Raw genomic sequence first — 13,991 nt, 5'->3', positions numbered from 1 at the left:
TTCCAGCCTCCTTTTGGTTCAGAATAGCACACGCGCGATGATTCCGGCGAGAACCCCGATGAGGATGCCGACAAACACCTGGCGGCTCAGAATCACCTCTTTCCAGCGGAGGCTTTTTTTGGGCGAATCGGACGCTTCGCTTTCCTCCGGCTGAAAAAGCGGGACGACGGCGGGGCCTTCCGAAGGCGTCGGCGGCTCCGCCTCCCCGCCCGATTGGGAAATGACCTCTTCCCAACCCTCCTCCGAATAGAGGGCGTCGATGGCTTCCCCATACTTTTTCTCTGCAACGCCGGTCCGAACCTTCAGTGACGGGGTCAGTTCCCCCTTTTCAAGGGTGAAGGGTTCCGTCAGCACCAAAAACTTCCTGGGTCGCTCAAAGGGGGCGAATTCGGCGGTCAGTCGCTCGATTTCCCCCTTGAGCAGCCGGCGGGACAGACGCGCCAATTCCTCCCGGGATTGAAATGGCCATCCGCGTTTTTTGGCGTGCCGGGCGAGCGCGTCGAACTCCGGCACGACCAGAGCGCAGACAAAGGGGCGGTTGTGTCCGACGAGCACCGCCTGCTCTATGAACCGGCTGGCGGTCAGGGCGCTTTCCACCGGTTGGGGGGCGACATGTTTGCCCGTCGACAGGGCGATGAGGTTTTTCTTCCGGTCCACGATCCGGAGGTACCCTTCCCCGTCGATCTGGGCGATGTCGCCGGTGTGGAGCCAACCGTTCACCACCGTTTTTGCGGTTTCTTCGGGCCGCTTGTGGTAGCCCGTCATGACGCCGGGGCCTTTCACAAGGAGTTCCCCGTCGTCGGTCAGCTTCACCTCCGTGCCGGGGATCGGCCGCCCCGCCGTTCCCGGTTTGATGAGGTGGACCGGATTGCAGGCGATGACCGGCGATTCGGCCATGCCGTATCCCTCCACCAAGGGAAGCCCGGCGGCGAGGAAGAACCGGCTGATCTCCGGATGGAGGGGAGCCCCGGCGGAAATCATCAGCCGCAGGTTCCCCCCGGCGTTTTCGTGGATCCCGGAGAAGACGAGCTTTCTGGCCCGGAGGTATTTTTTCTCGAGCGCCAGGGGAAGGGGCCGGCCGGGGGCTTGGCTGATGTGGCGGAGGCGTTCCTCGCCCACCCCGAGGGCCCGCCGGAAGAGCCGCTTTTTCAGCGGGGAGCTCCGCTCGACGGATTCCATCACCCGGGCGTGCCATTTTTCAAACAGCCGGGGAACGCCGATGAGGAGGGTGGGCCTGATTTCAAGCAGATTTTCGAGCGCGGTGTCGGGAGCGTCCCCATAGGCGACGGTTCCTCCGGCCGCCGCGGGAAGAAAGAGACCGGCGGTCCGGCCGAAGATGTGGGAGAGGGGAAGGAAAGAAAGGGATGTGTCGCGGTGGGTGACCGGAACAAAGTGCCGGAGGTTTTCCACATCGGCCAGGATGTTTCCGTGGGAGAGCATCACGCCCCTGGGATCGCCCGTCGTTCCGGAGGTGTACACGATGGTGGCCAGATCGTTCCGGCCCAGGCTTTGCCATCCCCAACGGTCGATGATGGGGCACGCCTTTCCCTGATCCATCGCCGTGTTGAAGGGGATCATCAGGGGGTGGTCGGAGGCGGATGCCTCCATCAGGATCACCTTTTTGACCCGTTCCGGCCAGTTTTTCACGCGCTCCGCCATTTCCCGGTTCTGCACGATGGCCACTTCCGCGTCGGCGTCCTGCAGGATGGCGCGGATCTGATTGCCGTTCAGGGACGGATGAATCGGAACGGTGACCGCGCCGAGGCTGAGGATGGCGAAGTCGCTTATCAACCAGCGGGGGCCGTTTTCGGCGACGATGGCCACCTTGGTGTTCCGCTGGACGCCCATTTGGCGCAGGGCGAAGGCCAACTGACGGATCTGGTCCCACAGTTCGAAGTAGTCAAGGCTGCGGCATCGGCCTTCTTCCTTCCACAGGACGGCTTGTTTGCCGGGATGTCGCTTGACGGTGAAATGCAGCATTTCCAGGAGGTTTTGAGGTTTCTGCCACATAAAGGCCCCCCTTGAAAGAAATGAGGTGATGGATGCGTCCGGGCAGGGGCGGTTCGGGTAAAGAAAATTGGGGGAATTGACAAAAAACGAGAGGAATGGGTGACGGATGATGGAAGACCGGCGGCGAAGCGATCGGACTTTTTTCAAGGTCGTATCCAACGCCGATTTTCCCGGACGATACTGGTTTCCCGCGAAGAATGTCGATCCTGGGGTACGCTACGTATCATTATACAGTTGGAATTGACATAAAAAAATGACTTTCGGAAAAATATGTCTTTGGTAATAACATCTCTCTAAACCAAAAAAACCCCCTGATACGGGGGTTTTAGCGTCCTTTGCGCGCATGTCCCGTCCCTCGGAGTCCCGGGAAAAGCTGAAAAAGGTGCGCCCCCTGTCCGATGCCGTTCATTTGGCGGAAGGCGGCTGGGACGGGTTTTCCTTCGGCGCGTGCCTGGGGTCGAGGGAAAGATAGACCTTGCAATGGGCGCATTGGTCCATTTTACCTAGGATCTTGGTGATCCTTCCGCACTTGGGGCACTCGATTTGGACGGCCTGCATGGAGAGGATGCCGGTCCAGAAGTAGATGCCCACACCCCCGAGGATGACGAGCAGTCCCAGGATGAAAAAGAGGCTGTGCAGGGAAGGCCACAGAAAGCCGAGATACATGGCGCCGAAGCCCAAGAAGATGAACAACAGGCCGAAGGTGCGGAGCTTGTTGATTTTATTGGCGAACAGCATGGTTTTTTGCTCCCTTTCAGGAAGTGGGGCCGGTCCGCCCCCGAAGTTTTTGGCCTCTTTCAGTATACCATTTTGATATCCCCCGGGTCAGCGGCGGGAAAGAGGATCCGGGGAGGGAAAGGGGGAAGTGATTCAGGGGGCTTCGGTCCCGCCGGGAACCCCCCGGACTTCAAGGGAGATGCGAACGTGAAAAGGAGGATCGGCATGAGCCGTGCAAGATCTGAAACTCGGGAGGTCATGGTGCAGCGGGATGTCCGGGTGCCGATGCGGGACGGCATCACCCTCTCCGCGGATGTGTACCGTCCCCGTTCGGAGGAAAAGGTTCCGGCCATCGTGGTCCGGACGCCTTACGGGAAGACCAGCGATGAGATTGACGCCACGGCCCGCTTTTTCGCATCCCGCGGTTACGGGGTGGTGTACATGGATGTGCGCGGCCGGGGCGATTCCGACGGGGAGTTCGTCCCCTACCGGAACGAGGGGCGCGACGGATACGACAGCATCGAATGGGCGGCGGCCCAACCCTGGTGCAGCGGCGCGGTCGGCACCATGGGAGCGTCGTATCTGGCGCGGATTCAGTGGTTGGCCGCCTTGCACCATCCGCCCCACCTGAAGGCGATGATCAGCATCGTTTCCCCGTCGGATCCCTTTGTGGAATGGCCGACGGGGGTGCCCACGCCCCATCACCTGTGTTGGCTCTACATGACCAGCGGACGGGTGATGCAGAATGTGGACGTGATCGACTGGGAGCGGATCTATTGGCATCTGCCCCTGGAAACCATGGACGAGCTGACGGGAAAGTCCCTCCCCCACTGGCGGGAGGAGATTCGCCATCCGCAGCTGGACGATTGGTGGAAGGAGATCTGTTATCAGGACCGCTTTCACGAGTTGGACCTGCCCGTGCTCCACATCTCCGGCTGGTACGACGACGAGCAGGTGGGCACGCCCCTCAACTACATGGGCATGGTCCGCCATGCCGCCACGGAGCGGGCCCGGCGCAGCCAAAAGCTGATCATGGGCCCCTGGCCGCACCGGATCAACCGTTCCACCCGCCTGGGAGAGATCGATTTCGGGCCGGAGTCCGTCATCGATCTCTTGGGATACCAGCTTCGGTGGTTCGACTATTGGTTGAAGGGAAAGGAAAACGGGATTATGGACGAGCCCCCGGTCCGCATTTTCGTCATGGGGGAAAACCGGTGGCGGGAGGAGGAGGATTGGCCCCTTCCCGACACCCGGTGGACCCGGTATTACCTCCGCAGCGGCGGGCGGGCCAACAGCCGCTTCGGCGACGGCCGCCTGTGCACCGATCCCCCGGCGGAGGGAGAGGCGCCCTTTGACCGGTTCCGGTACGACCCCGCCGATCCCGTGCCCTACATCACCGAGATGACCTCCGCCCAGATCGGCGGCCCCGACGATTATTCCGCCGTCGAGCGGAGGGATGACGTGCTGGTGTACACCACGCCTCCCCTGGAGGAGGATCTGGAGGTGACCGGGCCGGTCCGGATGGAGCTGTTCGCCTCCACCAGCGCCAGGGACACCGATTTCATGGCAAAACTATTGGATGTGTGGCCGAACGGGTTTGCCCAGCGGTTGACGGACGGCATGGTGCGGGGCCGCTTTCGCAAGGGGATGGATCGTCCGGAGCTGCTCGAGCCGGGGCGCGTTTACCGGTTTGAGATCGATCTTTGGAATACTTCCCACGTGTTCAAGAAGGGGCACCGCATCCGCGTGGAGATCGCCTCCAGCGCCTTTCCCAAGTATGACCGCAATTTGAACACCGGCGCGCCCCTGGGACGGAGCACCGACATGGAAGTGGCGGAACAGACGGTCTACCACAGCAAACAGTACCCCTCCGCCATCATCCTTCCGGTGATTTCAAGGTGATAAAATTTTTGGATTCCCCCGTATATATATAATCGGAACCAGAACCGGGCGAATCGCCCGAATCATCGGGAAGGGGGAGATCCGATGTTTCGCGGGAGATTTTGGCTGCTCGTTTCCTTGCTGACGTTGTTGGTGTGGAGCGCCTTTGGGGTGGGCGGACCCGGAGCCGAGGCCAAGGATTCGTTTTTGAACATCGCCCACCGGGGCGCTTCGGGCCATGCGCCGGAAAACACCCTGGCGGCCTTTGACAAGGCCGTGAAAATGAAGGCGGACTTCTTCGAGTTGGATGTGCAGATGAGCAAGGACGGCCACCTGGTGGTCATCCACGACGCCACCGTGGATCGAACCACCGACGGAACCGGCCGGGTGGGGGATCTCACCCTGAAGGAACTGAAGCGGCTGGATGCGGGGAGCTGGTTCGGGCCGGAGTTTGCCGGTGAAAGGATTCCCACCCTGGAGGAGGTGCTCGACCGGTACCGGGGGAAGATCGGCATCCTGATCGAAATCAAAAACCCCGAACTGTATCCCGGAATCGAGGAAAAGGTGGCCAATGCCCTGAAAAAGCGGAACATGCACCGGCCCAATAACGGAAAAGTGATCGTCCAATCCTTTGGACACGATTCGGTGAAAAAGTTCCACCGCCTTTTGCCTTCGGTGCCGGTGGGGGTTCTCCTCAGCTACGGCGATTACCGGGACGGGGTGAGCGATGAGGAGCTGGCCGATTTTGCCCGCTATGCGGATTATGTGAATCCCAACCAGATGCTGGTGGATGAGGATCTGGTCCGGCGCATCCACAACCTGGGCATGAAGATCACTCCGTGGACCATTCAGACGAAGGAAGAAGCGGATCGCATGATCGCCCTCGGCGTGGACGGGATCGTCACCGATTTTCCCGAACTGGGATATCGGAAATAGGTTTTCGTGAAAAAACAGCGCTTTGACCCGGGGGTGAAGGGGGAACACCGATGTCTGCGACGAATCAGAATTTCCTGTCATCCCGCTTTCGGATCACCCGAGTGTACATGCTGACCGGGGTCGGATTTCTCGGCGCCTGCTGGTTTTTCTTGATTCAGGCGGCGGAGTCCCTCTCCCGGGGCAGGTGGCTCGATTCTTCGCTCCTGGCGGCGGTTCACCTGTTCGTGATCGGATATGCGATGATCGTGGTGCACGGGGCGATGCTGCAAATCGTGCCCGTCGCCTTTCAGGGCCGACTGTACTCGATTCGGCTCGGCTATGTTCAGTACGCCTTGATCGTGCTCGGCGCCGTCGCCCTCCCCCTGGGCTTCCTTGTCGATGTGTGGCGCATCGCCGCGGTCGGCGGGCTGCTTTTGATCCTGTCGACCGTCATTCTTTTGTGGAATCTTGGACAAACCCTGCGGACCTTGAAAAAGAAGGGCGAGGCGCTGCTGCTCGCGGCCGCCTTTCCTTTCTTCTTTGTCACTGTTTTGCTGGGGGTCTCCATGTCCCTCGGCCGGTTTCCGGCGGGGGAGGGGACCCTGCCGTTGCACATGATGTCGGGGATTGTCGGTTGGTTCACCACCTTGATCCTCCTGATCAGTCCCCGTCTGATGGGGTTTTTCGTCTCTTCCCGGTACAAGGGATTGCGCAAAAGCGGCCCGGGCTTCCTGGTGCTTGCCGGAATGGCGGCGGTGCTTGCGGGAGAAGCGCTGAAAGCGGGCGGAAGGGTCGCGGTGTCCGGGGGACTGTCGGCCGCCGGGTGGCTCCTTTACTTGATCGGCTATGCCTGGGTGCTGGTTGACTTGTATCGCCATTTTCGCCATCGTCGCCGGCGGGAAGTGGAGTGGGTGCTGAAATGGATTCTCGGGGGGCTGTACGGAGGATGGCCGGTGGTGGCGGCGTGGGCGTTTGCCTCCCTGGGCGGCCTCCGGGAGAATTGGGCGGCTTCCGGCCTCTTGCTGTCCCTGCTGGGATTTCTGCAATGGAACATTGGCGCCTTCATGGCCAAGATTCTTCTCTTTTTACGCTGGATGGGGCGCTACGGCCATGGGGCGGCGAAGGATTCTTCGAAGCGGATTCCCGCTTTGCAAGAGATGATGCCCCGGAGGATGACGGTGGTCTCCTTGACGGGTTCCGCCGCGGGAGCGGTGCTATTGGCCCTCGGAACCGGTTTGGGTCAGGGAGCGCTGACGTTTTCGGGAGCGGCTTTGGGGACGGCCGCGTGGGTTCTTTACGGACTTGCGCTTTTGATCATGTACCGAAGGTGACAGTTTCCACGTGAAGGAAATTTTTCAAGAATGATCGAAAAAGAGTATCGGTGGAAAGGATGTTTTCCGGGACGGAGCGGGATGCGGAAAATCGTTTTCCGCCCCGGTCCCGGAGATCGGTCAGCATGCCCTGGCGGACTTTCGTCCGCAAGCCGCCAGATAAGGAAGAAGCCCGGAGGTATGGCTAAACCGTGCCCTTCGGCGGGCGTCGTCAAGGCCTTGGGGGAGCGGAAAAATGCGATTGGGGAATCAGAAGATTGTGCCAGCGGCGAGGAGCGTCAAGGACTTCGAACGGATGCTCAAATCCCCGTACGAATATTTGATCCTGCTGGATAGTCACGCGGCGCAGCTCCAGTCCCTGGTGTCCATGGCGAAGAGGCGGAACAAAAAGGTGCTGCTGCATGTGGATTTGATCAAGGGACTGAGAAACGACGAACACGCGGCGGAATTTTTGTGCCAGCAGATCCGCCCCGCCGGCTTGATTTCCACCCGCACCCAGGTGGTCCAGGTGGCAAAAAAGCGGTCGCTGATGGCGATTCAGCGGATGTTCCTTCTGGACAGCCATGCCATGGAGACCGGCTACCGGCTGCTGGATTCCTTCCGTCCGGATTACATCGAGGTGTTGCCCGGCATCCTTCCCCACATCATTCGGGAGGTACGGCAGCGGGTGGATATCCCCATCCTGGCCGGCGGTTTGATCCGGAGCCGGGAGGAGGTTTGCGCCGCCCTGGAAGCGGGGGCGGTGGCGGTGACCACCTCGCGCCGGGAGATATGGGAACAGATGCAGTCCGGGGTTTATCGCCCGGAGAAAAGGGAACAGGAATAATGAAAGTGCCTTTTCTCACTTGATTTCGGGAAAAGTTAATAAGTTGGATGAGACGGGAGAAGACCACAATGCTTCGTGCGGATGCACGGGGAATTGTGGTTTTTTCCGTGAAAGGGGTGGATGCGTTGAAACAGCCGTTTTCCGGCCTGAAGCGTTCGGATCATCTGCGGGCGATGGCGGAAAAAGAGCTGGACCTGCTTGTCATCGGAGGGGGGATCACCGGGGCGGGAATCGCCCTGGACGCCCGGACGAGGGGGCTTTCCGTGGGGCTTGTCGAAATGCAGGATTTTGCCGCGGGCACCTCGAGCCGTTCGACCAAGCTGGTTCACGGAGGGCTCCGGTATCTGAAACAGCTGGAAATCGGGCTGGTCGCCGAGGTGGGAAAGGAGCGGGCGATCGTCTATGAAAACGGCCCCCATGTGACGACACCGGAATGGATGCTGCTGCCGGTCATTGAAGGAGGCACCTTCGGCAGGGCGGGCATTTCGATCGGGTTGTTCGTGTACGACCGTCTGGCCGGGGTGAAGAAGGAAGAGCGGAGAAGGATGCTGAGTCCGAAGGAAACGCTCCAGCGGGAGCCGCTGTTGAGAAAGGAGGGATTGAAGGGAGCCGGACTCTATGTGGAGTACCGGACCGACGACGCCCGGCTGACGCTGGAGGTGTTGAAGGAGGCGGTGAAGCGGGGCGCTCTTGCCGCCAATTACGCCAAGGCGGAAAACCTGCTTTACCGGGACGGGAAAGTGGCCGGGGCCGAGGTGGTCGACACCTTGACCGGCGAGTCCCACCGGATTTATGCCAAAAAGGTGGTCAATGCGACGGGACCCTGGGTGGATGAGCTGCGCGAAAAAGACGGGTCGAAAACGGGGAAGACCATCCAGTGGAGCAAGGGGATCCACATCGTGACGGACCAGAAGCATTTCCCTCTGCGGCACGCCGTCTATTTCGACGCCCCGGACGGCCGGATGGTGTTTGCCATTCCGCGGGACGGAAAAACCTACATCGGAACGACGGACACCGAATATCACGGGGACCTGGCCCGCCCGCGCATGAGCGTGGAGGATCGCGACTATCTCCTGCGGGCGGTCAACGGGATGTTTCCCTCCGTACGGCTTACGGCGGATCAGATCGAATCGGGTTGGGCGGGGATCCGCCCGCTCATCCGCGAGGAAGGAAAGCCGACGACGGAAATTTCCCGGAAGGATGAGATTTTCCTGTCCAAAACCGGATTGATCACCATTGCGGGGGGGAAATTGACCGGTTACCGCAAGATGGCCCAGCGGGTGGTGGACCGGGTGTGCGCCGAGCTGGCCGAGGAGGGGGCGGGTTCCTTCGGGCCCTGCGTGACGGAGCGGATTCCCCTCTCCGGCGGCGATTTCGGCGGATCCGACCGCTTCCCCGCCTTTGTGGAGGAAAAGGCGCGGGAAGGAACGGGGCTGGGACTGGACGAACGGGAGGCGCAGCAGCTTGTCCGGCGCTATGGGACCAACATCGACAAGGTGTTCGGGCTGATCGCCTCGCGGGGGAAGGAAGCGGAGGCTTACGGATTGCCGCCTTCCCTGTACGCCACCCTGATCTACGCCGTGGAGGAGGAGATGGCCGCAACCCCCGCCGACTTCTGGGTTCGCCGGACCGGGGATCTGTTTTTCGACATCCAACGGGTGAAGCGGTGGAAAGAACCCGTTCTTGCGTGCATGCGGGATGTGTGCGGCTGGGATGAGGAGACCTGTTCCCGCCGCCGGGCGGATTTGGACCGGTGCATCCAGGAGGCGACGGAGTTTGTGTGAAGAAGACAAAAAGGGGGGATGCCCCTCCTGCGCAAGGGGGGAGGCGCATCCCCCGCATCTTTTTATCCCCTGGAGACGGAGCGGGATTGGGACACCCCCGGAGGGGTTCCGCCGAAGCGGACCAGGAGGAAGGCGAAACCGGCGACGGTTCCGAGGACGATCACCGTTCCGATGTTCCATCCGAAGCCGTGCAGGATCGTGTAGCCCAGCGCGCCGCCGAAGAGGACGTAATACAGGGTGGGAATCAGCGTTTTGCGGATGATGGCCCCCTCCTTGTTGATCAGCCCGACGGTGGCGGATGCGGCCACCACGTTGTGGACGCAGATCATGTTTCCCGCGGCTCCGCCGATGGCCTGCAGGGCGACGATCCAGGAGGGATCCGCCCCGATCCGCGTTCCCACCCCGAACTGGAACAGGGAGAACATCATGTTGGAGACGGTGTTGCTGCCTGCGATGAAGGCTCCCAGAGCGCCGATGGACGGGGCGAAAATGGGCCAGACGGACCCCACCGTGTCGGCCACGCCCTTGGCCAGTTCGATGGGCATGCTGTCGTAACCGGCGGCTCCCCCGGAGGAACCGATGAACACCTTCACCATCGGAACCGCAAAGAGAAGGGCGACGGATGCCAGTCCCGTCGTTTTGAAGGTGCCCGTCCAGGCCCTTCGGAAGGCGGCGCTGTCCATCCGATGGATCAGCGCCGTCAGGAGAACCACCACGATGAAGATGGTTCCCGGGAGGTAGAGGGGGCTCACGCTGACGGACATGCCCGACCCGAACAGATCCTCCAGGTCAATGGTGACGCCGTTGAGCCATCCTTTGAGGGGAAGGGCGTCCATCCGGGTGAGAACGAGAAACAAGCCCACCAGAAGATACGGCGTCCACGCTTTCCAGGCGGGCATTTTGACGGAGAGGGACGCGGGGTCGTTCAGGCGAAGGCTGCCCACCCATTCCGGCTCCCATTTTTCCGGGGCGTCGAAATCCCATATGCCGTCTTTCGGATGAAACCATCCCTTCCGGGCCGCCCACACCACCACCGCCAGCCCGATCAGCCCGCCGAAGAGGGAGGGGAATTCGGGACCGAGGGCGGCGGCCGTGAGGAGATAGGGGATCGTCATCGCCAGGGCGCCGAAGAAGGCGAACCGCCACGCCCTGAGCCCCTCCCGGAAGGAGCGGTTTTTTCCGAAGAAGCGGGTCAGGAGAGCGACCATCAGCAGCGGGATGAAAAACCCGGCCGCGAAGTGCAAAGCGGCCACCTTCACGCCGATGGAGGAGAGGACCGCTTCCCAGTCGGAACCGACCACCTTCGTCACTTCGCTCAGCCTGCCTTCGCCCAGTCCCGAACTGATCCCCACCAGGATCGGCGTTCCCAGGGCTCCGAAGGAGACCGGGGTGCTCTGGATGATCAAGGCGCACACCACCGCCGCCATCGCCGGAAAGCCCAGTCCGACCAAAAGCGGAGCGGTCACGGCGGCGGGAGTGCCGAAACCGGCCGCCCCCTCGATGAAGGAGCCGAACAGCCAGGCGATGATCACCGCCTGCACCCGACGGTCCGGGGAGATGTTTGACAGCCCCTTTCGGATCGTGATCAGGGCGCCGCTTTCGCTCAAGGTGTTCAGCAGCAGAATGGCTCCGAAGATGATGTAGAGGAGGGTCAGCGCCGTGATCAGGCCGTCGACCGTGGCCGCCAGGACCTGATTGAAGGGAACTTCCCACACCCACAGGGACAATCCCACCGTGACGACAAAGGCCAGGGGCATGGCCGTTTTCGCCGGCCACTTGAAGGCCACCAGAAGCAGAAGGACCGTCAACACGGGAAGCAAGGCCAACAAGGAAAGCATGTCCATTCCCCCCAACCGGATGGAGTGTTTGCGCTTTCAGGCCGGTCCGTCCGTCACCGCCTGTCTTGGCAACGAATGGAGGATATTGGGACATATCCCCCCGCCTTCATTTTTATCAATAGTTAATGGAATTTTCAATAATCGTTTTATTTTGAATTTGATCCATCCGCCGCGGCATAAAAAGGACGCGAAAGGGACAAACTGCCGAACGGAGGCCGTTTTTCCTCCGGCGGGTTTGGAGGGGAAATCCGGGGGGATGATTTTCCTCTTGACACGGTCAAACTTTCCGATATAGAATAATGGATGTCACGACCGGAAAATGTACAGCGATTGACGCATCGTGGAGAGGTGTCCGAGCTGGCCGAAGGAGCACGACTGGAAATCGTGTAGACGGGTAAAAACCCGTCTCGAGGGTTCGAATCCCTCCCTCTCCGCCAGTTTCATGTGAGCAGACTTCTGATGGGCTCAGGAGTCTTTTTTTCACCGATCGGACCGGCTTCCGGTCCGTCGGAGGATGGTTCGGTAGCTCAGTCGGTAGAGCAGAGGACTGAAAATCCTCGTGTCGGCGGTTCGATTCCGCCCCGAACCACCACGTGCCGGATTAGCTCAGCTGGTAGAGCACTCGCCTTGTAAGCGAGGTGTCGTGGGTTCGAGTCCTACATCCGGCACCATGCACTGTAGGGGCGTAGTTTAATGGTAGAACAGAGGTCTCCAAAACCTCCGGTGCGGGTTCGATTCCTGCCGCCCCTGCCAATACTCATCTCAATGGATCAGGGGGTCAAGTCCCCGTTCCAGTTCATCTAATGCGGACTTGGCCCTTTCCACCCACACGGTTTCAACGGCATCGTCTTTGTCGGCGGGCTCGGCGAACTGATTGACGAGCCCGCTGAATGCGCCGGTGGTGACGCGATCGTCCGGTCCCGTCTTGAATTCGTGTTTGAGCACGAAGGGTTTGCCCAGGCGGACCGTGGCGTCGTCCTCTTCGATGTTTCCCTCGACGGCGAAAACGGGGACGCGCAGATAAACGCGGTGGGCCCTGTCGTTTTCCCGGTCGAGGGGCTTGTCGAAGTAGCCATGGTCATATTCGTAACCGCCGCCAAGGACAAAGCCCTGTTGTTCAAATACGGATTTCAGTTCGCCGAAGCCGGCGCGAAGGTTTTCGATGCGCGATTCCAAAGGTATCATGGGTTCATCTCCTTTCCGCTGACATTCTTATTGTTTCAGATCGGGACCGACTCCATGCGACCATGGCGGCATAGCCAAGTGGTAAGGCAGAGGACTGCAAATCCTTTATCCCCGGTTCGAATCCGGGTGCCGCCTCCAACAAATGACAAGTGAAATTTCCTGTTGACATTCTGGACGACATGTGATACATTATCTAATGTCTTCGCAAGACAAAGGATAAATCAACAACGTGCGGACGTGGCGGAATTGGCAGACGCGCTAGATTCAGGATCTAGTGGTCGTTAAGACCGTGGGGGTTCAAGTCCCTTCGTCCGCACCATATCTTGTGCCCTTAGCTCAGTTGGATAGAGCGTCTGACTACGAATCAGAAGGTCGGGGGTTCAAATCCTCCAGGGCACGCCATGAAAAAGCCGCGTAAAATCGCGGCTTTTTCAATTTCCATGGATCTGACTACAACCGTTTTTCAACCCAAATTGCAAACGAATTGCAAACCTTTAGTCTGATAAAGTGTTTTTTCTCAGTTGATCAAACATCATGGCTGCCTCCTTTTGCAGCGATGGAATTACGTGCGAATATGTGTCCAGGGTTAATGTTATGCTGGCGTGTCCAAGACGTTCCGACACAATTTTTGGATGTACACCCTGTTGGAGGAGCAGGGTTGCGTGTGTGTGACGCAGATCATGAAAGCGTATTTTTGGCACATCTGCTCGCTTTATTATCCGATGAAAGACATGTATCACTTTTCGGGGCTCTTGAATATTTCCATGAGAATTGGGAAATACCCATTCCACATCTTTTTTCCCGATCAGCAACATTTCTTTATCTACTTTCCTTTTGTGTTACTTTAACACTTCCGTTGTAGCTGAAGATATTTTGACCGATCTCCTGCTCCAATGATGTTTGGGCTGTTCCTTAACCTCCAGACCGTTGCATCGCTGAGTGTGGGGAAAGTCTAAGAAAAACCATATACAACGCGTCACTCCATGAATTTGAGTATGAACTCGGGAATAACCGCGGCCCTTTTGAGGTGTCGTCGACCTCCGGTAATGCAAAAACCCCTGGAGGTCGACGACACTATCATTTTCTTCCAATTCTCCAAAAGCCAAGTGAAAGAAGGAGAACCGCCATTTTCTCAATTGACGTAATTGTTCCCAAAGGTTATAGTTTAAGTATGTAGATGATGAATCTGACGGGCTTTTTCAGGGGTTTGTAGGTTACCTATGAGGGATTGAAACGAGGTTTCAGACCTTGCTATTCCATTTTACAACATGCTGTTTGTAGGTTACCTATGAGGGATTGAAACTACCCCGTCACCTGGTCCACCAAATCGCTTGCCCGTTCGAGTTTGTAGGTTACCTATGAGGGATTGAAACATGGCCCTTACCACGAACACCTTCCAGCCGACGAAGAACGTTTGTAGGTTACCTATGAGGGATTGAAACACCAACAGGGAAAGGCCCTCCACTCCCAAAGCGGTCTTTGTTTGTAGGTTACCTATGAGGGA

General features: G+C 59.2%; 10 protein-coding genes and 7 tRNA genes. 12 read left to right on the top strand and 5 right to left on the bottom strand.

The annotated features are described in order from the left end of the window. Positions 1-18: 18 nt before the first annotated feature. Together BM063_RS14315 and BM063_RS14310 are read right to left on the bottom strand one after the other, a co-directional pair. Positions 19-2,010, bottom strand: coding sequence for an AMP-dependent synthetase/ligase (locus BM063_RS14315; RefSeq protein ID WP_092040468.1), 1,992 nt, complete (start codon positions 2,008-2,010; stop codon positions 19-21). A gap of 405 nt (positions 2,011-2,415) precedes the next feature. Next, positions 2,416-2,748, bottom strand: coding sequence for a DUF2614 family zinc ribbon-containing protein (locus BM063_RS14310; RefSeq protein WP_092040465.1), 333 nt, complete (start codon positions 2,746-2,748; stop codon positions 2,416-2,418). Positions 2,749-2,952: 204 nt separating this feature from the next. On the opposite strand from BM063_RS14310, the gene BM063_RS14305 reads away from it, so the two are divergent. The 5 genes from BM063_RS14305 to BM063_RS14285 all read left to right on the top strand — a co-directional run bounded on the left by BM063_RS14305 (position 2,953) and on the right by BM063_RS14285 (position 9,464). Continuing rightward, a complete protein-coding gene (locus BM063_RS14305; RefSeq protein WP_092040463.1) occupies positions 2,953-4,629 on the top strand; it encodes a CocE/NonD family hydrolase in 1,677 nt (558 codons plus the stop codon). 84 nt (positions 4,630-4,713) lie between these two features. Next, positions 4,714-5,544: a glycerophosphodiester phosphodiesterase gene (locus BM063_RS14300; protein ID WP_092040460.1), complete on the top strand. Its 831-nt coding sequence runs from the start codon at positions 4,714-4,716 to the stop codon at positions 5,542-5,544. Between the two features lie 50 nt (positions 5,545-5,594). After that, positions 5,595-6,854 (top strand): hypothetical protein, encoded by a 1,260-nt coding sequence (locus tag BM063_RS14295; protein WP_092040457.1) that lies wholly within the window; start codon positions 5,595-5,597, stop codon positions 6,852-6,854. A gap of 235 nt (positions 6,855-7,089) precedes the next feature. After that, a complete protein-coding gene (locus tag BM063_RS14290) occupies positions 7,090-7,680 on the top strand; it encodes a glycerol-3-phosphate responsive antiterminator (protein WP_092040453.1) in 591 nt (196 codons plus the stop codon). Positions 7,681-7,748: 68 nt separating this feature from the next. After that, positions 7,749-9,464: a glycerol-3-phosphate dehydrogenase/oxidase gene (locus tag BM063_RS14285; RefSeq protein WP_092040450.1), complete on the top strand. Its 1,716-nt coding sequence runs from the start codon at positions 7,749-7,751 to the stop codon at positions 9,462-9,464. A gap of 62 nt (positions 9,465-9,526) precedes the next feature. Here BM063_RS14285 and BM063_RS14280 read toward each other — a convergent pair whose 3' ends face one another. After that, the gene (locus BM063_RS14280) at positions 9,527-11,302 is read right to left on the bottom strand and encodes an L-lactate permease (protein WP_245752295.1); all 1,776 of its coding nucleotides are present in this window, start codon (positions 11,300-11,302) and stop codon (positions 9,527-9,529) included. Between the two features lie 342 nt (positions 11,303-11,644). Here BM063_RS14280 and BM063_RS14275 point away from each other — a divergent pair. The 4 genes from BM063_RS14275 to BM063_RS14260 all read left to right on the top strand — a co-directional run bounded on the left by BM063_RS14275 (position 11,645) and on the right by BM063_RS14260 (position 12,055). Continuing rightward, positions 11,645-11,739 (top strand) — tRNA-Ser (locus tag BM063_RS14275). A gap of 79 nt (positions 11,740-11,818) precedes the next feature. Continuing rightward, positions 11,819-11,894: transfer RNA gene (locus BM063_RS14270), tRNA-Phe, on the top strand. Positions 11,895-11,897: 3 nt separating this feature from the next. Next, positions 11,898-11,973, top strand: a tRNA-Thr gene (locus BM063_RS14265). Positions 11,974-11,981: 8 nt separating this feature from the next. After that, positions 11,982-12,055, top strand: a tRNA-Trp gene (locus BM063_RS14260). Positions 12,056-12,064: 9 nt separating this feature from the next. Here the strand turns inward: BM063_RS14260 and BM063_RS14255 are convergent. Then, positions 12,065-12,487: a YugN family protein gene (locus BM063_RS14255; protein WP_092040444.1), complete on the bottom strand. Its 423-nt coding sequence runs from the start codon at positions 12,485-12,487 to the stop codon at positions 12,065-12,067. A 64-nt stretch (positions 12,488-12,551) separates the two neighbouring features. Here BM063_RS14255 and BM063_RS14250 point away from each other — a divergent pair. The 3 genes from BM063_RS14250 (at position 12,552) to BM063_RS14240 (ending at position 12,889) form a co-directional block, all read left to right on the top strand. Beyond that, positions 12,552-12,625: transfer RNA gene (locus BM063_RS14250), tRNA-Cys, on the top strand. A 93-nt stretch (positions 12,626-12,718) separates the two neighbouring features. Next, positions 12,719-12,806, top strand: a tRNA-Leu gene (locus BM063_RS14245). Positions 12,807-12,812: 6 nt separating this feature from the next. Further along, positions 12,813-12,889 (top strand) — tRNA-Arg (locus tag BM063_RS14240). A 92-nt stretch (positions 12,890-12,981) separates the two neighbouring features. On the opposite strand, the gene BM063_RS14235 is transcribed toward BM063_RS14240, so the two are convergent. Next, on the bottom strand, positions 12,982-13,302 hold the full coding sequence (locus BM063_RS14235) for a site-specific integrase (RefSeq protein ID WP_092040442.1): 321 nt from the start codon (positions 13,300-13,302) through the stop codon (positions 12,982-12,984). Positions 13,303-13,991: the final 689 nt, after the last annotated feature.

Origin of the sequence: Planifilum fulgidum, assembly GCF_900113175.1 — a bacterium.
GTDB lineage: Bacteria > Bacillota > Bacilli > Thermoactinomycetales > DSM-44946 > Planifilum > Planifilum fulgidum.
The sequence above is the reverse complement of the archived record's forward strand: the minus strand, read 5'-3'. Positions and strand labels throughout refer to the sequence as shown.